We start from the raw sequence: 23,235 nt of genomic DNA, 5'->3' as shown, positions 1-23,235 counted from the left end.
GCGTCCTGCCCGCCGAGGCTAGGGCGCGGGCCAGTTCCGGAGCAGGGCGTCGAGGGCGTCCAGGACCCTGGACCAGGTTTCCTCCGTGTCCGGGGCGCTGTGGCTGAAACTACCGCCCGCCTCCAGGCTGACGTAGCCGTGGAAGACGCTGCCCAGGAGCCGGACCGCGTGGGTCTCGTCCGGTTCCGGCAGGTCGTACGCGCGCAGGAGGGCCCGTGCCATCTGCGCGTGCCGGCCGCCCGCGCCGGCGGCGGCCTCCTGCGGGGTGAGCCTCAGCTGGGTGGCGGCGTAGCGGCCGGGGTGCTCCAGCGCGTAGTCGCGGTAGACGCGGCCGAAGGCGGTCAGGGCGTCCTTCCCGGCCCTGCCCGCGAGGGCCGCGGCAGCCCGGTCGGCGAGTTCCTCCAGGGCGAGCAGGGCGATCCTGACCTTGAGGTCCCGAGAGTTCCGCACGTGCGAGTAGAGGCTCGCGACCTTGACGTCGAAATGGCGGGCGAGTGCCGAGACGGTGACCTGCTCGAAGCCCACCTCGTCGGCGAGTTCCGCCCCCGCCCTGGCCAAGCGTTCCGGGGTCAGCCCCACGCGCACCACAACTGTCCTCTCGGTCGACCTCGCCTATTATGAAATTGCCTAAAGGTTTTAGGCAAATTAGCGTGACCCTTATGAAGCCGCTGACCGAGCAAGCGATCCGTGCCGCCTTCGTGAACTGCACGAAGGGCGAGGCGAAGCGCCTCGCCGTCCCACGCGACCTGGCCGACCGGCCCTGGGGCGACCTGGACTACCTGGGTTGGCGCGACCCCCAGAGCCCCGAGCGCACGTACCTCGTGGCCGAACTGGACGGCCGTCCCACCGGCCTGGCCCTGCGCTGCCCCGGCTCCCCGTCCGGGCAGAACCGGCGCAGCATGTGCTCGGTGTGCGTGACCACGCACGTCGGCGGTGTGTCCCTGATGGTCGCGCCGAAGTCGGGGCAGGCCGGGAAGCAGGGCAACTCCGTGGGCGTCTACCTCTGCAGCGACCTGTCCTGCTCCCTCTACGTGCGCGGGAAGAAGGACGCGGGCGTCGGAGCGCGGCTCCACGAGACGCTCACGGTGGAGGAGAAGATCCGGCGGACGGTGGCGAACCTGGCCGCGTTCGTCTCGCGGGTCACCGAGTGAGACCCCCGGCCTCCCCCCGCCGGTTCCAGCGCATCCGTGACCAGGGGAGGGCCAGCTCGGTCCGGTCGGTCACGGTCCGGGGGCGCAGGGAGTCCAGGGCGGGCGCCTCGCGGTGCCGGGCGTACACGGTGTCCACGTACCGGTGGCCGGTGTCGGGCGCGACGAACAGGACCGTCCGCTCCGGCGACCGGTCCCGCTCCCAGCGGGCGGCGAGGTGCGCGGCGCCGCTGGACAGCCCGGCGAACACCGCGTGTCGGCGCAGCAGGTCGACGGAGCCCGCCAGGGCGGCGTCGAACGAGATCCAGTGGAGCGTGTCGTACGAGGCGTGGTCGACGTTCTCGAACGGGATGGAGCTGCCGATCCCGGCGATGATGATCTCGGGGTCGGCCACGTGCTCGGCACCGAAGGTGACGCTGCCGAAGGGCTGGACGCCGACCAGCTCGACGCCCGGCGCGTCCTCGCGCAGGTAGCGGGCCAGCGCGCCGGTGGAGGCGCCCGATCCGACCCCGCCGACGACGGTCAGGTGCCGCGTGTCCGTCGAGTCCCGGATCAGGTCGGCCACGGCGCGGTAGCCCCGGTAGTGGATGTCGTCGTGGTACTGCCGCATCCAGTGGTACTCGGGGTGCTCGGCCAGGATCTCGTGGACGCGGGCGACGCGCCGCTTCTGGTCCAGCTTGAGGTCGTCGCACGGTTCCATCTGCTCCAACGTCGCGCCGAGGACCGCGAGCTGGGTGCGCAGGGTGCGGTCGACCGTCGTCGAGCCGACGATGTGGCAGCGCATGCCGTAGCGGTGGCAGGCCAGGGCGAGGGCGTGGGCGTAGATGCCGCTGGAGCTGTCGAGGAGGGTGTCCCCGGGCCGTACCGCACCGGTGTCGAGCAGGTGGCGCACCGCCGCCAGGGCGGAGACCGTCTTCATCGTCTCAAAGCGCAGGCAGAGGAGCCGGTCGTCGAGGCGTATCAGGTCCGGACGGCCGACCGCCTCCGCGATGTGCTGGTCCATGGGGGAACTCCTCGGTCGTCGGGAACGTGGTGAAGGTGCGGGTGACGGGAATGCCGTGGCCGTCCAGGGCCCGTACGCCGGCCCGGACCCGGTGCCGCAGGCCCGGGGCGGCCGGGTCGAAGAGCAGGCCGGCCACCGCGCCGCTGTGCGCGATCTGCACGCCCACCGCCCCGGCGCGCCGGGCGATCGCGGTGAGCACGTCGAACTCCGGGTGGCGCAGCACCTGTTGGCCGCGCCTGGCACTGGCAGTGGCGACCGCGCCGAGCAAGGCCGCGTCGCCCGTGGCCACGGCCCGCCGCAGCAGGGCGCGCAGCCGTTCGTAGGCGCGTACGTCCCGGTCCCCGTACGCGGGGACCGGCAGGGAGAGGGTGTCCACGGGCGCGCCCCCGCCCAGGGCGCAGCCCACGACGACCAGCGGCGGCAGCCGGGCGCCGAGGACCTCCAGGACCCGGCCCTCGCGCTGGGCGAAGAGCACCGGGCGGGCGTCGAGCATCAGCGGATCGCAGGCCAGCTCCGCCCGCACGGCCAGCCGGGCGACGGCGTCGGGAGCCAGCCGCACCGCGTACGCGTCCGCGACCGCGCGCAGCACGGCGATGACGTCACTGGTGGAACTGCCCATGCCCAGCCCCACCGGCACGTCACCGGTGACCCGCAACTCCCCGCCGCAGGGCGGCTCACGGCGCAGCCGCGCGCACTCCGCCACCGCCAGCGCGGCGGCGCGGGCGGCCTTCGTGCGGTCGCCGGGCAGGACGGTCACCCGGTCCGGCGGGGTACCGGGACGCGGGACGAAAACGGCCCGGCTGCCCGGTCCGGTCATCGGCAGGGTGACCAGAGCCGGGCACACGCGCCCGGTGGCATCGCGGAAGACCCCCTGCAGGATCTCGCCGTGGTGGCAGGCGGCGTGCCCGGCCCCGGTACGGTCGGCGCCGGGCCCGCCGCGGCGGGCGGCCGCTGTCATGCCCCGCCCACCGTCCGGTAGCGGTACAGGGTGGTCGGGTCGGCGCTGAACTGGGAGAAGGGGAACGGCTCGGCCGACACGGCGCTCACCCCGGACCCGAGGAAGGCCCGGGCCACCGCGCTGCCCGACTGCGCGTACACGACGAGGGGGACGCCCCGGGAGCGGCAGCGGTCCAGGACCGTGTCGAAGGAGCCGTTGCTCAGGGTCATGCCGGTGGCGACGACGGCGTCCGCGCGCTCCAGCACCTCGTGCATGTCGGTGGTGACGGGGTCGCCCCACTGGGTGGTCCTGAGGTTGAAGTCGCACGGCAGCGGCACGCCGCCGCGCTCCCGGATGGCCGCGACGAGGGGGTTGACCACCCCGATCAGGCCGACCGCGGCGCCCTCCTCGATGTCCAGCAGACCGGCGATGGCCGCGTCGCGGGCCGCGGCGCGGACCTCCGGGGTGCCGGCCGGGAGGGTGACCGGCTCGGCCTCTCCCGCCTCGGCGGCCGCGCGGTGCGGGCGCTGCTCCGCGAGGTAGGCGTCGAGGGCGGCGATCCGCAGCGGGCGCGGTGCCTCGCGCAGCAGTACGTCGAGCGGCGCTCCCGAGGCATCGCGGCAGATCGAGGGGTCGATCTCCCCGCCCTCGAAGGCGCAGCCGCCGAAGGAGGCGCCGAGGCGGACCAGGACGTACTGGTTGAGGTAGGTGGTGTCGCCGCCGGCCAGCCGGGTGCCGTGGTGGATCCAGAAGACGCTGGTCGCCACGCGCGTGGAGGGCAGCGGGCCGTGCTCGCCGGTGAGCACGGCCGACGTGAGCGAGTCGACCGTCAGCGGGGCGGTGCTCCGGGTGTGGGTGTCGGACTCGGTGCGGGTGGTCATAGGGGGGTCCTTGTCGTTCGATCAGGGGGCGGGTGGGGGAGCGGGGGCGCCGCGCAGCGGCCCGCGGCACAGGACCGCGGGGCGGCCCAGGGCGTCGGTGACCAGTTCGGCGTCCACCTCGAAGACCGCGGCGAGGCGGCCGGGAGTGAGGACGGCGGCCGGGGTGCCCGAGGCGACCAGGCGCCCTTGGTGCATGAGCAGCAGCCGGTCGCAGTAGCGGGCGGCGAGCGAGAGGTCGTGCAGGGCTACCAGGACCGTCCGGCGGGTCGCGGCCAGCAGCTCCATGAGCTCCAACTGGTGTCTGATGTCCAGGTGGTTGGTGGGTTCGTCCAGCAGCAGCGCGTACGGCTGCTGCGCGAGCGCGCGGGCGATGTGGGTGCGCTGGCGCTCCCCGCCTGACAGCGCCTTCCAGGGGCGCTCGGCGAGCGCGGTGAGCCCTACGCGGTCCAGCGCGGCGGCGGTGACCGCCCGGTCCGTGGCGTCCGGGCCGCGCCAGCGGTCGCGGAAGGGGGTCCGGCCCAGCCCGACGACCTCGGCGACGCACAGGTCGGTGTCCGGGGCGGAGTCCTGCTCGACGAAGGCGATCCGGCGCGCGATCCGGCGGGCGCTCCAGCCGCGTACGCGGTCGCCGTCGTAGCGCACGGTGCCCGCGTCGGGCACGCGCAGGCCGGCCAGGCAGCGCAGCAGCGAGGACTTGCCGGAGCCGTTGGGGCCGAGCAGCCCGACCGTCTCGCCCGGCCCGACGTCCAGGTCGACCCCGCGGACCACGGGCGTGCCCGCCGCCGACCAGCAGAGCCCCTCGGTGGTGATCCTCACAGCTCACCCCTCCTGCGCAGGACGAGGAGGAAGAGCGGTACGCCGACCAGGGCCGTGATCACGCCGACCGGCACCTCCCGGGGCGCGAAGGCGACCCGCGCCAGCGCGTCGGTCCACACCAGGAACACGGCGCCCGCGAGCGCCGCGTACGGGAGCAGGACCCGGTGCGTCGGCCCGACGAGGAAGCGCACCCCGTGCGGGACGATCAGCCCGACGAACCCGATGGCGCCGACGGTGGCCACCGCCACCGAGGTCAGTACGGCCGTCACCACGAGCAGCAGCATGCGGGTGCGCCGTACGCCGATCCCCAGGGACGCGGCGGTGTCGGCGCCGAACGCAAGCGCGTCCAGGGCCGGCGCGCACAGCAGGGCGACGGCCAGCCCGAGCGGTGTGACGACCGCGCAGATGACGACGGCGTCCCAGCGGGCCGGGGCCATCGAACCCAGCAGCCAGTGGGTGATCGCCCGGGTGGTGTCGGCGTCCGCCGAGGCCATCAGGACGAGCGAGGTCAGCGCGGTGAACAGCTGGCCCACCACCACGCCGGTGAGGACGATGCGGACCGAGTCCAGCCCCGTCCGGCGCAGCAGCGCGAGGAGCAGGCCGAAGGAGAGCAGGGCCCCGGCCAGGGCGCCACCGGTCACGCCCAGGGCGCCGACGCCGGCCCCGGACAGCGGCAGGACGGCCACGGCGACCGCTCCGGCCGACGCGCCGGAGGACACGCCGAGCAGGTACGGGTCGGCGAGCGCGTTGCGGGTCACGGCCTGGAGCACCGTGCCGCACACCGCGAGCGAGGCGCCGACCAGGGCCGCCATCAGGACCCGGGGCAGCCGCAGGTCCCAGACGAGCGAGTCCACCAGGGGCGGCAGCGGCTCGGCGCCCAGGCCCAGCCGGCTGCCGAACACCCGGGCGAGGTCGGTCCACCCCACCTCGGCGGTGCCGACGCGCACTCCGGCCGCGACCGAGGCGGCCAGTACGGCGACGGCCCCGAGGAGCAGCCCCGCGCGGGCGGGCAGGGACCGGCCGGCCCGGGCCGGTGCGTACGGCGCGGGGTCCGCACCCGGCACCGCCATGCCCCGGGCGGCCGGATCGAGCAGGTCCGGGGGTCGCGGGGGACCCGCCGGCGCGGACCGGACGGCGACGGGGTCAGCGGACATGACCGAGGTCCTTCATCCCGGTCGCCAGCAGTCCCAGCGCGTGCACCGAGCGGACGGAGGGGTCCAGTTCGATGCCCGGTACCTCGACGATCCGGTTGTCGCGTACCGCCGCCAGCCGGGACACCACCGGGTCCTCGGCCATCGCCTTGCGCTTCTCGGCCGCGCTGTCCCCGGGGCGGCCGCGTTCGGACAGGTCGCCGATCACGATGAAGTCGGGGTCGCGCTTGGCCACTTCCTCCCAGGAGACCTCGGGCCAGTCCTCGTTCACGTCGTCGAAGGCGTTCCGCGCGCCGACGATCCGGCTCATCTCGCTGGGCAGGCCGGTCCGGCCCGCGACGTACGGCATGCCGTTGAAGACCGAGTAGAGGTAGACGACGGTGGGCTGCTTCCCGGTGCCGGCGACCTTCGCGCCCGTCTCGCCGGCAGAGGTGACCGCGGCGCGCTGCCGGCGGGCCAGCTCCGCCGCGCGCTCCTCGGCGCCGAAGACCCGGCCCAGTTGCTCGTAGTCGGAGAAGAGCAGCTCGAAGGGGGTCTTGCCGGTCCCGTCGTGCTGCGGGCAGTCCACGGCGCTGACGAACGTGGGGACCTTGAGGGTGCCCAGTTCCTCGCGGGTCCCCGCACGGTCCTTGGTGTAGAGGTCGGCGGAGCCGGCCACGACGAAGTCCGGTGTCGCGGACCGCACTTGCTCGGCCGTGGCGATCTTGGGGGCGATGACCGGCACCGTGGCGTACGCGTCCTGGTACTGCGCGGGGATCTTCGTTTTGAGGTTGGCCGTACCGGCCATCCGGTCCTGGAGCCCGAGCTCCAGCAGGGTCTCCGTCGAGGTCTGGTCCAGGGCGACGGCGCGCTCCGGGGGCCGGGCGAAGGAGAGTTCGCGACCGCAGCTGGTGAGGGTCGAGGCCGTGCCGGCGGACGGACCGGCCGCCGCGGGGCGGTCCGCGGCCGTCGAGCAGCCCGCGGTCGCGAGGACGAGGGCGAGGGTGAGGCCGAGGCGGGTGCGGTGGCGCATGGGGTCTCCGGTCTGGGAAGGGCGTGGGTGTGTTCGTGCACCGGGCGGGAGTGCCGCGTTCGAAGGGTACTGTAATGGTAATCATTTTCATTAGCACCTCCGGGGGTGCGGTTCGACGAACCGCGGCCCGGCACCTGCCGAAGAATCAGGAGCACCACACCGTGGCGACCACACCCGCGCTCTCGACGCCCAAGTCCGTCCCACCGCCCCCGCGTTCCGTCCTGCGCGACGTCGCGTTCCTGCGCCTGTGGGCGGGCACCACGGCCTCCGGACTCGCGACCTGGGCCCTGCCCTTCGTCCTGGGCCTCGCGGTCCTGCACCGCGAACTGGGGGCCGCCGGCCTCGGCCTGGTCCTCGCGGCGCGCACCGCGGGCTTCCTCGCCGCCGTCGCGGTCGGCGGAGTGCTCGCCGACCGGCACTCGCGCCGGGCCGTCGTGCTCTGGTCCGCCCTCGCGGCCGCCGTCGCGGCTCCGCTCCTCGCCGCCGGGCTCGGCCGGTCACTGGTCCTGATGACCGCCGCCGCCGCCCTCGCCGGCGCGGGGCAGGGGGCCTGCCGCCCCGCCTTCCAGGCGCTCACCGCCGAGGTCGTCGACGCCGGCCGGCGGCAACAGGCCAACGCCGCCACGACCCTCGCGGTACGCGGCTCGACGCTGGCCGGCCCCGCCCTGACCGCCCTGCTCGCCGCCTTCCTCGACGTCGGGACCCTGCTGCTGGGGATCGGCCTGCTCTGGCTGGTCGCCGCCCTGGTACCGGGCCGGGGGGCCGCCCCGGGCACGGCGGTGGAGCCCGCCCCGCGCGCCTCACTGCGCGCCGAGTTCGTCGACGGGATACGCGAGGCCCGCCGGCACCCCTGGTTCCTCGCCGGACTCGGCGCACTGACCTCGGTGATAGCGCTGGGCTACTCCGCCACCAGCGTCGCCCTGCCCCTGATCAGCCGTGACCGCTACGGAACCGAGTGGGTGCTGGCCGCCGCCGTGACCGCGTACACCTTGGGCGCGCTCGGCGGGGCCCTGATCACCGCCCGCTTCCGGCCCCGCTCCCCGGGCCGGGTCGCCTTCGCCGGGCTCGCCGCGTACGGCTTCGCCCCGCTGAGCCTGATGCTGCCGGTCCCGCCGGCCGTGGTGATCGGCGCCTACGTGGTGGCCGGCGTCGGCATCGAGCTGTTCAACGTGCCCTGGTTCACGGCCATCCAGCGCGAGGTCGCCCCGGACAAGCTGGCCCGCGTGTCCTCCCTGGACTTCCTCGTGTCCTACGGCCTGGCTCCGATCGGACTGGCCCTCATCGCCCCGTCCATCGGGGTCTTCGGGGTGACCCCCGTGCTCGCCGTGTGCGCCGCGGTCTGCTTCCTCGTACCGGCCGGCGCCGCACTGGTGCCGACCGCCCGACACCTCGGCCGCACGGCGCGGGCGACGCGGGACTGACGGCCACGCCCCGACGGCGGACGTGCTTGGAGGCGGGTGCCCCCGGCCCCGGGCCGACCGGGGGCCGGGGCCGAGGTGCTCAGGCCTCCGGCCGGGACCGGACGAGGGTGAAGACGGCGCCCTCCGGGTCCGCCACCGTGGCCGACCGCCCGCGCGGACCCTCGCGCGGGGGCTCGACGACGCGCCCGCCGAGCGCGACGACCCGCGCGGCGGCCTCGTCGGTGTCGGCGACCTCGAAGTACGCCATCCAGTGCGGTCCGCGGTCGTGCGGAAGCGAACGCCCCACCCCGTGCACGGCCGCCACCGGACGGCCCTCCAGGCGCAGGGTCAGGTAGTCGAAGTCGTCGGAGGCCGTCCCGTGCGTCAGCGCCTCGTGCCCGAAGACGTGCTCGTAGAACTTGCCGACCGTCGAGCTGTCCTGGGTGACCAGCTCGTTCCAGACCGGGGTGCCCGGCGCCCCGTGCAGCCGGGTGCCCATCCGCGTCGAGGCCTGCCAGATCCCGAAGATCGCCCCCAGCGGGTCGGAGCAGATCGCCACCCGCCCGGCGATCCCGGCGTCCAGCGGCCCCACCGCCACCGTGCCGCCGCGCGAGCGGATGGCCTCGGCCGTGGCGTCGGCGTCGTCGGTGGCCAGGTACGTGGTCCAGGCCACCGGCAGGTGCCGGTCCGGGGGCATCTCGCCGATCCCGGCCACCTCCTCGCCGTCCAGCAGCGCGCGCACGTACGGGCCGAGCTGCTCGGGTCCGGGTACGTACTCCCAGCCGAACAGGTCGGCGTAGAAGTCCTCGGTGGTTCCGAGGCTGTGCACCATCAGGCTCACCCAGCACGGTGTTCCGGGTGTACGCCGGGTCGCTTGCGCTGCCTCGGTCATGTCAGCAGTCTCCTCATTCGTCCCGCTCGGTGGAGCCGATGCTTCCACTCCGCGGGGCTCGGCGCGCCCCGACCGGCCGCGTCCGCGGGCGGGGGACAGAGATGACCGGATCGGTGCGTCCTGCTTGGCGACGGGGCGCTACGCGGGCCCGGCGCGCGGAGGAAGATGGCGGCATGACTGCGAAATCCACGATCCTCTCCGCCGCCGAACTCCAGGACGAACTGGCCGGTTCCCGGCCGCCGGTCCTGCTGGACGTCCGCTGGCGGCTCGGCGGCCCCGACCAGCGGCCCGCGTACGAGTCCGGCCACCTGCCGGGCGCCGTGTACGTCGACCTCGACCGCGAACTGGCAGGTCCGGCAGGGTCGGGCGGCCGGCACCCGCTGCCGGATCCGGAGGCCTTCGCGGCGGTGATGCGGCGGGCCGGCGTCTCGGCGGACCAGCCCGTGGTCGTGTACGACGGGGGCCAGGGCTGGGCGGCCGCCCGGGCCTGGTGGCTGCTGCGCTGGACGGGTCACCCCGACGTGCGGGTGCTGGACGGGGGCCTGGCCGCGTGGACGGAGGCCGGAGGCGCGGTGACAGCCGAACGAGTGACTCCTGACAAGGGCGATTTCAAGCCAACTCTGGCGTCGACCGGGCTGCTGGACGCGGACGGAGCGGCCGCGCGGGCCCGCGCGGGGGTGCTCCTGGACGCGCGCGCGGGCGAGCGGTACCGGGGCGAGGTCGAACCGATCGACCCGGTCGGCGGTCACATCCCGGGCGCGGTCTCGGCCCCGACCACCGAGAACGTGGGCCCGGACGGCAGGTTCCTGGCGGCGGACGCGCTGCGCGCCCGCTTCGAAGGCCTCGGCGTCAGCGGCGCGGCGCCCGTGGGGGTGTACTGCGGCTCGGGCGTCTCGGCTGCCCAGCAGGTCCTGGCCCTGGCGGTGGCGGGCATCGACGCGGACCTGTACGCGGGCAGCTGGTCGCAGTGGTCCGCGGACCCGGAGCGCCCGGTGGCCACGGGGCCGGACCCGCAGTAGCCGCGACGCCGGGCGGCGTCACCCGTGGGCGACGCCGCCCGACGTCTTCCCCGCGGGTGTCCTGCTCCCGCCGCCCGCGTCCGCCGCCTATTCCTGCTTCTTGCGCCGGGTGCCGAAGACGATCTCGTCCCAGCTGGGCACCGCGGCGCGGCGCCCCGGTCGGACCCCGTCGGCCTCGGCCTGCCGGTCGGTGGTGCCCGTCAGCCGGTCGCGGTGGCCCGCCACCGTGCGGGGCATCAGGACGTCGGCGTACGCGGAGCCCGCGCCCGCCGAGGCGGCCGGGGCCGGCGGTTCCTCCGCCTCCGGTTCCTCCACCGGGGCTTCGGTGCGCTCCGGGACGACCATGTCGCCGCGGAAGCTGGGGACGGCCTCCAGCAGGCTGGTCAGGGTGTCCCGTTCCTCCTCCGGATCCGGAGCCGGCGGGACGGGCCGTTCCAGCTGCCGGTCGAGCGCGCGGTCCAGCGGCCGGTCGCGCGGCAGCCGCGCGATCCTCGGTACGAACGGGAAGCTCGGCTCCGGCGTCGCCGGCAGGTCGTCCGACTCGCCGATCAGGGAGCGGGCCTCGTCGTCGACGGCCACGACCAGCCGGCGCGGAGGGTCGTAGGTCCAACTCGCCGAGTGCGGCTCGCCGGCGACCAGGTAGACGAGCAGGACCTCCCAGGTCCCGTCGTCGCGGCGCCAGGAGTCCCACTGCACGGACTCCTTCTCGGCCCCGCGCAGGGTCAGCCGTTCCTGCACGGCCTCGCCGAGCTGGGGCCCGGTGTTCTCGCCGGGGCGGCGGACCGGAGTCTTGCGGGCCCGCTCGGCCATGAACGCGCGCTCGGCGAGCACGGGGCCCTCGAAGCGGCGTACCCGGTCGACGGGGATGCCGGCGAGTTGAGCGACCTCCTCCGCGGAGGCACCGGCCCGTATGCGGGCCTGGATGTCGCGGGGGCGGAGGTGGCTCTCGACCTCGATCTCGATCTGGTTCAGGCGCGCGCGGTCGTTGCGCACGGCAGCCCGCAGCCGCTCGTCGATCGGAAGCGTGTACTCCGTGCTGTCCCCAGCCTTGAGCACCAGTCGTGTGCCGTCATTTGAGACGGCCACGACACGCAGTTCGGGCATGGGGACCTCCCGGGTGGTGCCTGCCGACGTCACGTGCGTCGCTGCTTCCGCTAGTCGAGTGTGGCCTGCCCGGGTGCAGCCTGCCACAACCTTGCCGAGTTAAACCGGCGTGTCGGGCATGCGCCCTTGATCGCCGTTATGGCACGGTTACCTGTTGGGCACGCACAGTGACCGAACGATTACTGTGTGCAGCAGGAGCCCGTGCAATGCCGCGGCATCACCGGTCTTCGAGCGCCGTTTTCCATCAGCCGGCCCCCTCTCCCGGGTCCGGACATCCGAAAGGAAGGACGGCCCCAGGGCTCGCCACAGTACTCCATTCGGGCCACCTGGGTGGACCGCCGCGCCGCCGACATTCTGCCGGACGGCGGGAGTTGGCCTGCCCGCTGTCCGGCTCCACCTGCACGCCTGTCTGATTCCAGGTGTCTTGCTTCACGGAATCCCCAGAAACGGAACTAATCGTTTCGCTCGGGTGTCAGTCACTGCTGAGAGCGCCGTCACCCGTCCCCCTCCCCCGCGTGTGCTGCCCATCGCGAGCCCCCGGGCCGGCCGACCGGCCGGCCCGGGGGCTCAGTCGCCCAGGACCCGCCGCAGGTAGTCGTTGCCGAACACCCGGTCCGGGTCCAGCCGGTCCCGCAGTTCGGTGAACTCCCCGAAGCGCGGGTAGACCCCGGCCAGGTACTCGGCGTCCCGGGTGTGCACCTTGCCCCAGTGCGGCCGCCCTCCGTGGGCGGTGAAGATGTGCTCCGCCATGGTGAAGTAGGCCTGGTACGGGGTGCCCCGGTACAGGTGGACCGCGATGTACGCCGTCTCCCGCCCGGAGGCCGTGGACAGCGGGATGTCGTCCGCGGGCGCCGTCCGCACCTCGACCGGGAAGCTGATCCTCAGCCCGGAGCGGTCGACCGTCGCCTTCAGCTCCCGCAGGGCCTCGATCACGCGCTCGCGCGGAAGGGCGTACTCCATCTCCACGAACCGCACCCGGCGCGGACTGGTGAACACCTTGTACGGGATGTCCGTGTACGTCCGCGCGGACAGCGCCCGGCTGGCTACGCGGGCGATGGAGGGTATGGCGGCCGGGACCGCGCGGCCCAGCGAGTTGGCCGCCTGGAACAGGCCGTTGGACAGCAGCTCGTCCTCGACCCAGGCGCTCATCGCGCCGGGCGGGGCGGCCGGGCCCTGGCTGCGGTTGTTGCGCTTGGTGTTGCAGTTGCCGGTGTGGGGGAACCAGTAGAACTCGAAGTGCTCGTTCTCCGCGACGTGTCCGTCGAACTCCGCGGTCACCCGGTCGAAGGCCATCGGCTCCTCACGGGCGGTCAGGAAGAACAGGGGCTCCACGGCGAAGGTGATCGCGGTGACGATGCCGAGCGCGCCGATGCCCAGCCGGGCCGCGGCGAAGACCTCGGGGTTCTCCTTGTCGGAGCAGGTCAGGAGCCGGCCGTCGGCGGTGACCAGCTCCAGGCCGCGGATCTGGGCGGCGATGGAGGCCGAGTCGCGGCCGGTGCCGTGGGTCCCGGTGCTGGTGGCGCCGGAGACCGTCTGCTCCATGATGTCGCCCATGTTGGTGAGCGAGAGGCCCTGCGCCGCCAGGGCCCGGTTCAGGTCTTTCAGTACCGTGCCCGCCGCCACCGTGACCGTGCCGGCTGCCCGGTCGACCTCCCGGATGCCGGCAAGTGCCTGCGGGCGTACGAGCAGACCGTCGGTGGCGGCGGCCGCGGTGAAGGAGTGGCCGGAGCCGACCGCCTTCACCCGCAGCCCCGCCGAGGCGGCCCGGCGGACCGCTTCCTGGAGCTCCCCGACCGAGGCCGGGGTCACCACGCGTGCGGGTGTGGCGGTGACGTTGCCCGCCCAGTTACGCCACGCGGTCGGTTCCCCGCTGCTCTTCCGTGCTGTCGCCGTCCCCATCGGTTGCTGGCTCCTCCCCTTGCGCCGGCATCGTGAGCCGGCGGTATCCCGCGAACGCCACCGCGGCCGCGGCGACCCCCGCCGAGATGGAGACGACGTACCCGGTCCGCGCTCCGGCGGCGTCGACGACCCAGCCGGTCACGGAGGACCCCAGCGCGACACCGACCGCGAGGCCGGTGCTGATCCACGTCATTCCCTCGGTCAGCTTCGCGTGCGATACGTGCGCCTCGATCAGGGCCATCGTGGTGATCATCGTGGGAGCGATGGCGAGGCCCGAGACGAAGAGCGCCACGGCCAGGAACGGCAGGCTCCCGGCCAGTAGGAGGGGGATCATACTCACGGCCATCGCACATACGCCCAGTACCCAGCGGCGTTCTGTCCGGCCTTCGAGGTGCAGCAGGCCGAAGGCGATGCCGGCGAGGCAGGATCCGAGCGCCCAGACGGCCAGGATGAGGCTTGCGGAGGACTTGCTTCCCTGCTCCTCGGCGAAGGCCAGGGTGGCCACGTCGATGGAGCCGAAGATCGCGCCGGTCGCGACGAACGTGGCCGTCAGGACCTGGAGGCCGGGGGAGCGCAGGGCCGAGGTGCGGTCCGAGTGCTCGTCGCGCGGGTGCGGCGCCGGCTCGGTGGACTTCTGGGCGGTGAGCAGCCACACGCCGACCAGCAGGCAGACGGCGGCGATCAGCGGACCGGCCTCGGGGAACCAGGTCGTGGACAGTCCGATGGCGATGATCGGGCCGAAGATGAAGCAGACCTCGTCGACCACCGACTCGAAGGAGTAGGCGGTGTGCAGCTCGCGCGGGGAGTCCCGGTAGATCACGGTCCACCGGGCGCGGACCATCGAGCCGACGCTCGGCACGCAGCCGGCGACCGCGGCGCACACGAAGAGCGTCCAGTCCGGCAGGTCGTACGAGGCGGCCAGCAGCAGCCCGGTGACCGCGGCCACGGAGATCAGGGTCGCGGGGCGCAGGACGCGCCGCTGGCCGTACTGGTCCACCAGCCGGGAGACCTGAGGCCCGATCACCGCGGCGGCGAGCGCCAGGGTGCCGGTGAGCGCGCTCGCCATCGCGTAGCGCCCGGTGATCTCGGAGATCATCGTGAGGATGCCGACGCCGACCATCGAGATCGGCAGGCGGCCTATCAGACCGGCGGCACTGAACCCCTTGGATCCGGTAGCCGCGAAGATCGCGCGGTAGGGATTGGGCAAGGGGGGCCCTCCGTAAGGGACGTCAGTGGCCCATACAGGTTACGACCGCCTCCTGGGCACCCGCACGGGGAAGCTCCGGACGATGGAACTTAGGTTCACCTTACCCATGGGTGGGGGCGGGTGGGCGGCCGGGCCGCTTCTCGGTCGAGGGCGCCGGGTGGCAGGATTCGAGGCATGTCAGACCAGCCCATCCCGCCCGCCGGCGGGCCCGCCGCCCCGTACGACGCCCTGCTGCTGCTCTCCTTCGGCGGCCCCGAGGGACCCGACGACGTCGTGCCGTTCCTGGAGAACGTCACACGCGGCCGCGGCATCCCGCGCGAGCGCCTCAAGGAGGTCGGACAGCACTACTTCGGCTTCGGCGGGGTCAGCCCGATCAACGCGCAGAACCGCGAACTGCTGGACGCGCTGCGCGAGGACTTCGCCCGGCACGGGCTGGACCTGCCGGTCTACTGGGGCAACCGCAACTGGGCGCCGTACCTGACCGACGTGCTGCGGGAGATGGTCCGCGACGGCCGACGCCGCATCGCCGTACTCGCCACCAGCGCGTACGCCTCGTACTCGGGCTGCCGGCAGTACCGCGAGAACCTCGCCGACGCGCTGGCCGCGCTCGCCGAGGAGGGGCTGGAGCTGCCCCGCGTGGACAAGCTGCGGCACTACTTCAACCACCCCGGCTTCGTCGAACCCATGATCGACGGGGTGCTGGCCGCGCTCGCCGCGCTGCCCGAGGACGTCCGGGGCGGCGCCCACCTGGCCTTCACCACGCACTCCATCCCGACCACCGCCGCGGACACCTCCGGCCCGGTCGAGGACCACACCGCCGGCGGCGCGGGCGGCGCGTACGTCAAGCAGCACCTCGACGTCGCGCGGGTGATCGCGGACGCCGTGACCGCCGGCACCGGCCGCACGCACCCCTGGCAGCTCGTCTACCAGTCCCGCAGCGGCGCCCCGCACATCCCCTGGCTGGAGCCGGACATCTGCGACCACCTGGAGGCCCTCCACGCGGCCGGCGCACCCGCGGTGGTCATGGTGCCCATCGGATTCGTCTCCGACCACATGGAGGTCCTCTACGACCTCGACACCGAAGCCGCTGCCAAGGCCGCGGAACTGGGCCTGCCCGTCGCCCGGTCCGCGACCGTGGGCGCCGACCCGAGGTTCGCCGGGGCGGTACGGGAACTCGTGCTGGAGCGGGCTGCCAAGGAGCGCGGCGAGGCCGCCGAGCCGTGCTGGCTCGGCACACTCGGCGCCGGCCACGATGTGTGCGCCGTGGGCTGCTGCCCGGCGCGGGCGCCCCGGCCGGCGGCCGCGGGCGCGGACAGTCCGTACGCGTGAGGAGCGAGACCTTGATCTCCGAAGAACAGAAGGCGGAACTGCTCGCCGTGGGCCTGGAGGCGGCCCGGCGGGCGGGCGCCCTGCTGCGTGACGGCCGACCGGCCGATCTGGCGGTGGCGGCGACGAAGAGCAGCCCGATCGACGTGGTGACCGAGATGGACATCGCGGCGGAGAAGCTGATCACCGATGTCCTGGCGGAGCGCCGCCCCGAGGACGGGCTGCTCGGCGAGGAGGGCGCCGACGTGCCGGGAACGAGCGGGGTGCGCTGGGTCGTCGACCCGCTGGACGGCACCGTGAACTACCTCTACGGGCTGCCGAGCTGGGGCGTGTCGATCGCGGCCGAGTTCCGGGGCGAGACCGTGGTGGGCGTGGTGGCCGCGCCGATGCGCGGCGAGACCTACCACGCGGTCCTCGGCGGCGGGGCGTGGACGGGCGGGCGGCGCATGGCCTGCCGGGCGTCCGCACCGCTGGACCAGGCACTGCTCGGGACGGGTTTCGCGTACGTCCAGACCCGGCGGGTCCAGCAGGCCGAGGTCGTGCGGCGGGTCATCCCGCTGGTGCGGGACATCCGGCGGGGCGGGTCGGCGGCGCTGGACCTGTGCGACGTGGCCGCGGGCCGGCTCGACGGGTACTACGAGCGCGGCCTCAACCCGTGGGACCTTGCGGCGGGGGAGCTGATCGCCCGCGAGGCGGGCGCCCTGACCGGCGGCCGCCCGGGGGAGCCGGCCTCGGGCGAGCTCGCCCTCGCCGCGAGCCCCGCGGTCTTCGCCTCCCTCCAGCCGCTGCTGGAGGAGGCCGGGGCCTGGCACGACTGACGCCCGGCGCGAGCCCTCGCGACGAGCGCGGACATGACGGGACCCCGGCCGCCCGAGGGCGGCCGGGGTCCGGCGTGACGTCTGGGACGTCAGGGAGTTCGATCAGAGGGCCGGCACGGGAGCCGAGACCGGGACCCCGTGTTCGGCGGCGAGGCGCTGGAGATCCTCCAGCTCCGCCAGCTCCACTTCCGCGAGGAAGTCGTCGCCCGCCTCGCGGGCCTGCCTGAGGTCCGACTGCGTGGTCCTGATGCGCTGCAGGAGACCCGCGGTGAATGCGTCCATGGTGGGTTCGCCCCCTCTTCGTGGGACGACGGCGGCACGTGGCGATCCGCCGTCAGGGAGTGGATGGGGTGTGATCTCGTCCTCCCCGGCACTCCGCGCCCAGAAACCTCGCGAGGCCGAAGAATCCTCACTTCCGCCCCGTCAGGCCCTCCGAGCACCGCCTTACAGCCGGTTTACGGCCGAAACGGGCAGGATGGACGACGCAATACACGTGTGCCCTTCTGGGCTCGAAGGAAGGAAACGACGTGCGCGTACTCGTCGTCGAGGACGAGCAGCTGCTCGCCGATGCGGTGGCCACCGGACTGCGCCGGGAGGCCATGGCCGTGGACGTCGTGTACGACGGCGCCGCGGCCCTGGAGCGCGTCGGGGTGAACGACTACGACGTGGTCGTGCTCGACCGGGACCTTCCGCTGGTGCACGGCGACGACGTCTGCCGGAAGATCGTCGAGCTGGGCATGCCCACCCGCGTGCTGATGCTCACCGCCTCGGGCGACGTGAGCGACCGCGTGGAGGGCCTGGAGCTCGGGGCGGACGACTACCTGCCCAAGCCCTTCGCCTTCACCGAGCTGACCGCCCGCGTGCGGGCGCTGGGCCGGCGCACCACCGTCGCCCTGCCGCCCGTACTGGAGCGCGCCGGGATCAAGCTGGACCCGAACCGCCGCGAGGTGTTCCGCGAGGGCAAGGAGGTGCAGCTGGCTCCCAAGGAGTTCGCGGTGCTGGAGGTCCTCATGCGCAGCGAGGGGACCGTCGTCTCCGCGGAGCAGCTGCTGGAGAAGGCCTGGGACGAGAACACCGACCCCTTCACCAACGTCGTGCGGGTGACCGTGATGACGCTGCGCCGCAAGCTCGGCGAGCCGCCGGTCATCGTGACCGTGCCCGGCTCGGGATACCGGATCTGACGCGCGTGGCAGCCACCCCGGCGCCACCGGCGGCGCCACCGAAACCGACCTGGGACCCCGGCCAGCCCGAGGGTCCTTTCCCTTGGCTGCGGCCGACCATCCGGATACGGCTCACCCTGCTGTACGGCGGGATGTTCCTGATCGCCGGCATCCTGCTGCTCTCGATCATCTACCTGCTGGCCGCGCAGGCCCTGCGGGAGGGCAACGCCCTGCCGTTCAAGATCGTGGGCGGCAGCCAGGTGCAGGTCACCAGCACCACCTGCCCCGGCGTGAACAGCGGCAGCGGACTGACGATCGACGAGTTCTACACCGCGATCAGCCAGTGCGCCCTCGATCAGCGCCGGCACGCCCTGGACGACCTGCTGAGCCGGTCGCTGATGGCCCTGCTGGGCCTGAGCATCATCGCCTTCGCCTTCGGCTACGCGATGGCCGGCCGGGTCCTCTCGCCGCTGGGCAAGATCACCCGGACCGCCCGCCGGGTGGTCGGCTCCGACCTGACCCGGCGGATCGAGCTGGACGGGCCGGACGACGAGCTCAAGGAGCTCGCCGACACCTTCGACGAGATGCTGGAGCGGCTGGAGCGGGCCTTCACCGCCCAGCAGCGGTTCGTGGCGAACGCCTCGCACGAGCTGCGGACGCCGCTGGCGATCAACCGGACGCTGCTGGAGGTGCACCTCTCCGACCCCGGGGCCCCGGTCGAGCTCCAACAGCTCGGGAAGACCCTGCTCGCCACCAACGAGCGCAGCGAGCAGCTGGTGGAGGGCCTGCTGCTGCTGGCCCGCAGCGAGAACCAGATCGTCGAGCGCAAGCCCGTGGATGTGGCGGAGGTGGCCTCGCGCGCCCTCGACCAGGCGCGCGCCGAGGCCGAGGCGAAGGGCGTGGAGATCCGCGGCGAGCGGGCTCCGGCCGTGGTCCAGGGCAACGGCGTGCTGCTGGAGCGGATCGCGCTCAACCTGGTGCAGAACGCCGTCCGGTACAACGTTGCGGAGGACGGCTGGGTGGACGTCACCACCGAGGTCCAGCACGGCCAGGCGGTGCTCCTGGTTTCGAACACGGGTCCCGTGGTTCCCGCGTACGAGGTGGACAACCTCTTCGAGCCCTTCCGGCGGCTGCGTACGGAGCGCACGGGCAGCGACAAGGGCGTCGGGCTCGGCCTCTCGATCGCACGCTCCGTGGCGCGCGCACACGGCGGACGGATCCAGGCGACGCCCCGGGAAGGCGGTGGCCTCGTGATGCGTGTCACTCTTCCTGTGTGAGACGTTGAGCCCGTGTTCGCTGCCGGCTGAATCGTTGGCGCATGCAGACACCGGTCACTGTGTGATCGATCACAGTGGCGAGTGTCGGGCCATGTGCGTTCAGTGACCCCACGGCGGCCGGAACGCCCGGGAAGTCCGGGTTTCCGGCCCCCTGGATGGCGGGAAATACACGGGGTGGCGTTTGTGCAAGACGGCCCCCGGACCGTGTACGGTCCCGGTCGTCATCCCAGCCAATCGCACCTCCCGGTGCGCGGCTGGGTGTCGATTGAGTAACAGACCTTGATGTGAGGCAAAATCTCCGCCTCAGGTCGGGCACAAGTCCGGCCTCTCGCGCGTTACGTGCGCTGAGACACCGCTAACACCCAGAGGGGGAGAGCGAACAATGGCAACGGACTACGACACCCCACGCAAGACCGACGACGACGTCGACAACGACAGCATTGAAGAGCTGAAGGCCCGGCGCAACGAGAAGTCGTCCTCGTCCGTCGACATGGACGAATTCGACTCGGCCGAGAGCCTTGAGCTTCCCGGCGCGGACCTCTCCAACGAGGAGCTGGCCGTCCGGGTCCTGCCCAAGCAGGCGGACGAGTTCACCTGCATGAGCTGCTTCCTGGTGCACCACCGCAGCCAGCTCGCACGAGAGAAGAACGGTCAGCCGATCTGTCGCGACTGCGACTGAGAGGCATCGGCCGTGGCTGGCTCGACACCATTTCGGAAGCTCCGCTTCCGGAAGTCCGGTGATCAGGCGGAGACGGCGGGAGCCACGGACCCGGTAACGGGTACCGCAGCCCCCGGCGGCCCCGTCGTCGAGGCGTCTGCCGTGTCCTCCGACACCGCTCCGGCGGTGCCGTCGGCCACGGAGGCCGACGAGGAATCCCGGCACAGGCCCGGGGCTCGTCGGCTGCAAGCCGTCAAGCACGGTGTACGCAGGGGCGGTGAGGGCGTCAGGGACGCCGCCCTGTACATCGCCGAAAGGATCATCGAGAACGCGCCACGCGTTCCGGTTCGGGACCTCGCGACCCTGCGCGCGCAGTTCCCGGGCCTCGGTCCCGATCAGCTCGCCGACAAGTTGATCTCGGGCGCTGCCAACGCCACCTCGACCGTCGGCGCGGGCATCGGCGCGGCGGCGATGCTGCCCGTCCCTCCCGCCATGCCGGCGGAACTCGCCGCGGAGATCACCGGCGTCGCGGCCATCGAACTCAAGCTCGTCGCCGAGCTCCACGAGGTCTACGGCCAGCGGCCGGCCGGCGGCCTGAAGGACCGCAGCTTCGCCTATCTGACCGCGTGGACCGAGGAGCGCGGGGTCGACCTGACCAAGCCGACCACGCTGAACGCGGCGCTCGGCGGCCAGATGAAGCGCGAACTGCGCCAGCAGATCACGAAGCGGATGGTCCGCAACCTGCCGAACCTGATGCCCTTCATGATCGGCGCCGCCGTCGGAGCGGTCATGAATCGCCGCGACACCCGCAAACTCGCCGAGAAGGTCCGTAGCGACCTGCGGAGCCGGGCGGTGTCCTGGGATGCCCTGCCCGCCCTGCCGCCCCTGGAGCACCCCACCCAGCCCCTTCCGGAGGCCACCAGGGCCGCACTGGAAGGACGCCGGCAGCCCCCGCCGCGCGACTGAACCGTCCGGGCGCGGGCCGACCGGACCGCCCGCCGGGCCGCGGCGGCCTCCCCTTACGGCGCGTCCGCGCCCTTCGCGGCGATGAGCGCCGCCCGCAGGGCCTCGGGCTCGCGCGTGGAGACGTACACGTACGGGGTCGGGTCGGCGGGGTCGGTGACCTCGATCCGGACCGCCGTGGGCACGTAGCTGCGCATCAGCATGAAGGCGCGGCTGTCCGCCTTGTACGTGCGCCAGGCGCGCGCCTGCTCGGCGTCCAGGATCTCGGGCTCGCCCAGGGCCGACACCGGGATCCGCGCGTCCCCCGCGGCCAGCGCCCCGTTCACCACGCGCACGCGCGCGGAACCGTACGAGCTCACCAGCAGCCCGGCCAGGGCCGAGCCGCCGACCAGTCCGGCCAGCAGCGGCAGGGTGCCCAGCGGCAGCAGCATCAGCGCGCAGGCCAGCCCGATCAGTGCGGCGATGCCCCACCAGGAGCCGGGGGCGGTCAGACGTTCGTCGTGGTGCGCGGGGGGGAGCGGCATACGCCAAGCCTGCCACGAGGCGACCGGCGGGTAGCCGCGCGGGTAAGGTCTGCGGCTGTGAGTGGACGAAACACAGCGTTGACGCCTCCGGCCGATGCCGCGGCACCGGTGCGGCATCCCGACGCCCCGGCACCCGGCGAGCTCCTCGGTGCGCACTACGAGCACTGTTTCGGCTGCGGCGGGGGCCAGCCGCACGGGCTCCACCTGGAGGCCCGGGCGGGCGAGGGTGTGCGCGTCACCGCCGAGTTCACCGTCAAGGCGGCGCACCAGGGTGCCCCCGGTCTCGCCCACGGCGGCGTGCTCGCCACCGCGCTCGACGAGACGCTGGGCTCCCTGAACTGGCTGCTGCGCGTCATCGCCGTCACGGGGCGGTTGGAGACGGACTTCGTCCGGCCCGTCCCCGTGGACACCGTGCTGTACCTGGAGGCCGAGGTCACGGCCGTGGCCGGCCGGAAGATCTACTGCACGGCGGTGGGCCGGACGGGCGGCCCGGAGGGCCCGGTCGCACTGCGCGGCGACGCCCTCTTCATCGAAGTGAAGGTCGACCACTTCATCGACAACGGACGGCCCGAGGAGATCCGGGCGGCGATGGCCGACCCGGACCAGGTCAGGCGCGCACGCGCCTTCGAGGTGAACCCCTGATGTCCCAGAACAGCAACGGGCCGCGTCACGACGTCGACGTGCTGATCCGCCGCATCGACCCGGACGTCCCGATTCCGGCCTATGGCCACCCCGGCGACGCCGGCTGCGACCTGGTGACCACCGAGGCCGCCGAACTGGCCCCCGGCGAGCGCGCCGTGCTCCCCACCGGGGTGTCCATCGCGCTGCCCGACGGGTACGCGGCGTTCGTGCACCCGCGTTCCGGCCTGGCCGCCCGGTGCGGGCTCGCGCTCGTGAATGCCCCCGGGACGGTGGATGCCGGGTACCGTGGGGAGATCAAGGTGATCGTGGTCAATCTCGACCCTCGCGAGAGCGTCCGGTTCGAGCGTTTCGACCGCATTGCCCAGCTGGTTGTCCAGCGGGTCGAGAAGGTGCGCTTCCACGAGGTGGCGGAACTTCCCGGCTCGGCCCGGGCCGAGGGGGGCTTCGGCTCCACCGGCGGTCATGCGGCCGTGGCCGGATCCGGCGCTGGTCAGCAGGGTGGGAATGGCTACGCTTCGGTCGTAACCGACCGGGAAGGACAGTGACGTGTTCGGACGTCGCAAGAAGAACGACTCCGCCAGGGACGGCGGCGCGGCCGAGCAGGTCGTTGACGGCGTCGGCGCCGACGAGCTCGACGACGCCGAGCAGCGGGACGACTCCGCCGCACCGCGCCGCGTGAACCTGCCGCCGGCCCCGCGTCCCGACGGCCCCTGGGACATCTCCGAGGTACCCGGCAACCCGGCCGAGGGCCGGGTCGACCTGGGCGGCATCCTCGTCCCCGGCGTCGAGGGCATGGAGCTGCGCGTCGAGGTCGCCGGTGACGCGATCGTCGCCGCGACCGTCGTCCTGGGCGACAGCGCGGTGCAGCTGCAGGCCTTCGCCGCACCCAAGAAGGAAGGCATCTGGGGCGAGGTCCGCGAGGAGATCGCCTCGGGCATCACCCAGCAGGGCGGCATCATCGACGAGGTGCAGGGCGCACTGGGCTGGGAGCTCCGCGCCCAGGTCCCCGTACCGCTCCCGGACGGACAGACCGGCGCCCAGCTGGTCCGCTTCGTCGGCGTCGACGGCCCCCGCTGGTTCCTCCGGGGCGTCATCTCCGGCCAGGGCGCGGTGCGCCCCGAGTCGGCGGGCGTACTGGAGCAGATCTTCCGGGAGACCGTCGTCCTGCGCGGCGACGGTCCGATGGCTCCCCGCGACCCGATCGTCCTGAAGCTGCCGAACGACGCCCAGATGGTGCCGGACGGCGTGCAGACGGAGGAGCAGGAAGGCTCCCGCTTCGGCGGCGGCATGGGTCAGCTGGAGCGCGGCCCGGAGATCACCGAGGTCCGCTGACCTCCCCTCCGATCCCGCCCTGGATCCCGCCGCGCGGCGGGGGCCCGGGACGGCCCGCACACACGT

Annotated in this window: 25 protein-coding genes; 12 read left to right on the top strand and 13 right to left on the bottom strand. The window is 73.4% G+C overall.

The window, feature by feature from the left end:
- Positions 1 to 18: 18 nt before the first annotated feature.
- Positions 19 to 588, bottom strand: a complete 570-nt coding sequence (locus tag ACWFQ8_RS08180; RefSeq protein ID WP_453785373.1) for a TetR/AcrR family transcriptional regulator — start codon at positions 586 to 588, stop codon at positions 19 to 21.
- A 71-nt stretch (positions 589 to 659) separates the two neighbouring features.
- On the opposite strand from ACWFQ8_RS08180, the gene ACWFQ8_RS08175 reads away from it, so the two are divergent.
- Positions 660 to 1,151 carry an FBP domain-containing protein gene (locus tag ACWFQ8_RS08175; RefSeq protein ID WP_453785414.1) on the top strand — a complete coding sequence of 164 codons (492 nt, stop codon included), beginning with the start codon at positions 660 to 662 and terminating at the stop codon, positions 1,149 to 1,151.
- Here ACWFQ8_RS08175 and ACWFQ8_RS08170 read toward each other — a convergent pair.
- Genes ACWFQ8_RS08170 through ACWFQ8_RS08145 form a run of 6 tightly spaced genes read right to left on the bottom strand, consistent with a single transcriptional unit; the run spans position 1,141 to position 6,948 of the window.
- Positions 1,141 to 2,151 carry a pyridoxal-phosphate dependent enzyme gene (locus ACWFQ8_RS08170; RefSeq protein ID WP_453785372.1) on the bottom strand — a complete coding sequence of 337 codons (1,011 nt, stop codon included), beginning with the start codon at positions 2,149 to 2,151 and terminating at the stop codon, positions 1,141 to 1,143. The two genes, ACWFQ8_RS08175 and ACWFQ8_RS08170, sit on opposite strands and share 11 nt — an antisense overlap.
- Complete coding sequence (locus tag ACWFQ8_RS08165; RefSeq protein WP_453785371.1) at positions 2,072 to 3,109, bottom strand: GHMP family kinase ATP-binding protein; 1,038 nt, start codon at positions 3,107 to 3,109, stop codon at positions 2,072 to 2,074. Before ACWFQ8_RS08165 ends, ACWFQ8_RS08170 begins: the two co-directional genes overlap by 80 nt.
- A complete protein-coding gene (locus ACWFQ8_RS08160; RefSeq protein WP_453785370.1) occupies positions 3,106 to 3,969 on the bottom strand; it encodes a Rossmann-like domain-containing protein in 864 nt (287 codons plus the stop codon). Before ACWFQ8_RS08160 ends, ACWFQ8_RS08165 begins: the two co-directional genes overlap by 4 nt.
- A gap of 21 nt (positions 3,970 to 3,990) precedes the next feature.
- Positions 3,991 to 4,785, bottom strand: coding sequence for an ABC transporter ATP-binding protein (locus tag ACWFQ8_RS08155; protein WP_453785369.1), 795 nt, complete (start codon positions 4,783 to 4,785; stop codon positions 3,991 to 3,993).
- Entirely contained in the window at positions 4,782 to 5,939 is a 1,158-nt protein-coding gene (locus tag ACWFQ8_RS08150) for a FecCD family ABC transporter permease (protein ID WP_453785368.1), read from the bottom strand. Before ACWFQ8_RS08150 ends, ACWFQ8_RS08155 begins: the two co-directional genes overlap by 4 nt.
- Entirely contained in the window at positions 5,929 to 6,948 is a 1,020-nt protein-coding gene (locus ACWFQ8_RS08145) for an ABC transporter substrate-binding protein (RefSeq protein WP_453785367.1), read from the bottom strand. Before ACWFQ8_RS08145 ends, ACWFQ8_RS08150 begins: the two co-directional genes overlap by 11 nt.
- A 161-nt stretch (positions 6,949 to 7,109) precedes the next feature.
- On the opposite strand from ACWFQ8_RS08145, the gene ACWFQ8_RS08140 reads away from it, so the two are divergent.
- The gene (locus ACWFQ8_RS08140) at positions 7,110 to 8,369 is read left to right on the top strand and encodes an MFS transporter (RefSeq protein ID WP_453785366.1); all 1,260 of its coding nucleotides are present in this window, start codon (positions 7,110 to 7,112) and stop codon (positions 8,367 to 8,369) included.
- A 79-nt stretch (positions 8,370 to 8,448) separates the two neighbouring features.
- On the opposite strand, the gene ACWFQ8_RS08135 is transcribed toward ACWFQ8_RS08140, so the two are convergent.
- Positions 8,449 to 9,240, bottom strand: coding sequence for a VOC family protein (locus ACWFQ8_RS08135; RefSeq protein WP_453785365.1), 792 nt, complete (start codon positions 9,238 to 9,240; stop codon positions 8,449 to 8,451).
- A gap of 173 nt (positions 9,241 to 9,413) precedes the next feature.
- Between ACWFQ8_RS08135 and ACWFQ8_RS08130 the strand changes: the two genes are divergently transcribed.
- The gene (locus ACWFQ8_RS08130; protein ID WP_453785364.1) at positions 9,414 to 10,259 is read left to right on the top strand and encodes a sulfurtransferase; all 846 of its coding nucleotides are present in this window, start codon (positions 9,414 to 9,416) and stop codon (positions 10,257 to 10,259) included.
- An 87-nt stretch (positions 10,260 to 10,346) separates the two neighbouring features.
- On the opposite strand, the gene sepH is transcribed toward ACWFQ8_RS08130, so the two are convergent.
- From sepH to ACWFQ8_RS08115, 3 genes are all read right to left on the bottom strand, one after another.
- Complete coding sequence (gene sepH, locus ACWFQ8_RS08125) at positions 10,347 to 11,363, bottom strand: septation protein SepH (RefSeq protein ID WP_453785363.1); 1,017 nt, start codon at positions 11,361 to 11,363, stop codon at positions 10,347 to 10,349.
- Positions 11,364 to 11,930: 567 nt separating this feature from the next.
- Positions 11,931 to 13,262 (bottom strand): D-arabinono-1,4-lactone oxidase, encoded by a 1,332-nt coding sequence (locus ACWFQ8_RS08120; RefSeq protein ID WP_453785362.1) that lies wholly within the window; start codon positions 13,260 to 13,262, stop codon positions 11,931 to 11,933.
- Positions 13,210 to 14,469 carry an MFS transporter gene (locus ACWFQ8_RS08115; RefSeq protein ID WP_453785361.1) on the bottom strand — a complete coding sequence of 420 codons (1,260 nt, stop codon included), beginning with the start codon at positions 14,467 to 14,469 and terminating at the stop codon, positions 13,210 to 13,212. Before ACWFQ8_RS08115 ends, ACWFQ8_RS08120 begins: the two co-directional genes overlap by 53 nt.
- A 174-nt stretch (positions 14,470 to 14,643) precedes the next feature.
- Between ACWFQ8_RS08115 and ACWFQ8_RS08110 the strand changes: the two genes are divergently transcribed.
- Both ACWFQ8_RS08110 and ACWFQ8_RS08105 read left to right on the top strand, forming a co-directional pair.
- Complete coding sequence (locus ACWFQ8_RS08110) at positions 14,644 to 15,798, top strand: ferrochelatase (protein WP_453785360.1); 1,155 nt, start codon at positions 14,644 to 14,646, stop codon at positions 15,796 to 15,798.
- A gap of 14 nt (positions 15,799 to 15,812) precedes the next feature.
- Positions 15,813 to 16,613 carry an inositol monophosphatase family protein gene (locus ACWFQ8_RS08105; protein WP_453785413.1) on the top strand — a complete coding sequence of 267 codons (801 nt, stop codon included), beginning with the start codon at positions 15,813 to 15,815 and terminating at the stop codon, positions 16,611 to 16,613.
- Positions 16,614 to 16,715: 102 nt separating this feature from the next.
- On the opposite strand, the gene ACWFQ8_RS08100 is transcribed toward ACWFQ8_RS08105, so the two are convergent.
- Complete coding sequence (locus ACWFQ8_RS08100; protein ID WP_453785359.1) at positions 16,716 to 16,895, bottom strand: hypothetical protein; 180 nt, start codon at positions 16,893 to 16,895, stop codon at positions 16,716 to 16,718.
- 245 nt (positions 16,896 to 17,140) lie between these two features.
- On the opposite strand from ACWFQ8_RS08100, the gene ACWFQ8_RS08095 reads away from it, so the two are divergent.
- The 4 genes from ACWFQ8_RS08095 to ACWFQ8_RS08080 all read left to right on the top strand — a co-directional run bounded on the left by ACWFQ8_RS08095 (position 17,141) and on the right by ACWFQ8_RS08080 (position 20,674).
- On the top strand, positions 17,141 to 17,794 hold the full coding sequence (locus ACWFQ8_RS08095; RefSeq protein WP_030008767.1) for a response regulator transcription factor: 654 nt from the start codon (positions 17,141 to 17,143) through the stop codon (positions 17,792 to 17,794).
- A gap of 5 nt (positions 17,795 to 17,799) precedes the next feature.
- On the top strand, positions 17,800 to 19,050 hold the full coding sequence (locus tag ACWFQ8_RS08090; RefSeq protein WP_453785358.1) for a sensor histidine kinase: 1,251 nt from the start codon (positions 17,800 to 17,802) through the stop codon (positions 19,048 to 19,050).
- Between the two features lie 382 nt (positions 19,051 to 19,432).
- The gene (locus ACWFQ8_RS08085; protein WP_030036261.1) at positions 19,433 to 19,729 is read left to right on the top strand and encodes a DUF4193 domain-containing protein; all 297 of its coding nucleotides are present in this window, start codon (positions 19,433 to 19,435) and stop codon (positions 19,727 to 19,729) included.
- Between the two features lie 12 nt (positions 19,730 to 19,741).
- A complete protein-coding gene (locus ACWFQ8_RS08080) occupies positions 19,742 to 20,674 on the top strand; it encodes a hypothetical protein (RefSeq protein WP_453785357.1) in 933 nt (310 codons plus the stop codon).
- Between the two features lie 53 nt (positions 20,675 to 20,727).
- On the opposite strand, the gene ACWFQ8_RS08075 is transcribed toward ACWFQ8_RS08080, so the two are convergent.
- Entirely contained in the window at positions 20,728 to 21,195 is a 468-nt protein-coding gene (locus ACWFQ8_RS08075; protein WP_453785356.1) for a DUF3093 domain-containing protein, read from the bottom strand.
- A gap of 57 nt (positions 21,196 to 21,252) precedes the next feature.
- Here ACWFQ8_RS08075 and ACWFQ8_RS08070 point away from each other — a divergent pair, with 57 nt between their 5' ends.
- From ACWFQ8_RS08070 to ACWFQ8_RS08060, 3 genes are read left to right on the top strand one after another with little or no spacing between them, the layout of a single operon-like run.
- A complete protein-coding gene (locus tag ACWFQ8_RS08070) occupies positions 21,253 to 21,837 on the top strand; it encodes a PaaI family thioesterase (RefSeq protein WP_453785355.1) in 585 nt (194 codons plus the stop codon).
- On the top strand, positions 21,837 to 22,382 hold the full coding sequence (gene dut, locus ACWFQ8_RS08065; protein ID WP_453785354.1) for a dUTP diphosphatase: 546 nt from the start codon (positions 21,837 to 21,839) through the stop codon (positions 22,380 to 22,382). The genes ACWFQ8_RS08070 and dut overlap by 1 nt, the downstream gene beginning before the upstream one ends.
- Before the next feature lies 1 nt (position 22,383).
- The gene (locus ACWFQ8_RS08060; protein WP_453785353.1) at positions 22,384 to 23,169 is read left to right on the top strand and encodes a DUF3710 domain-containing protein; all 786 of its coding nucleotides are present in this window, start codon (positions 22,384 to 22,386) and stop codon (positions 23,167 to 23,169) included.
- The last annotated feature ends 66 nt before the right edge of the window (positions 23,170 to 23,235 follow it).

Source organism: Streptomyces sp. NPDC055254 (assembly GCF_053606025.1).
This window is presented reverse-complemented; position numbering and strand designations above follow the sequence as displayed.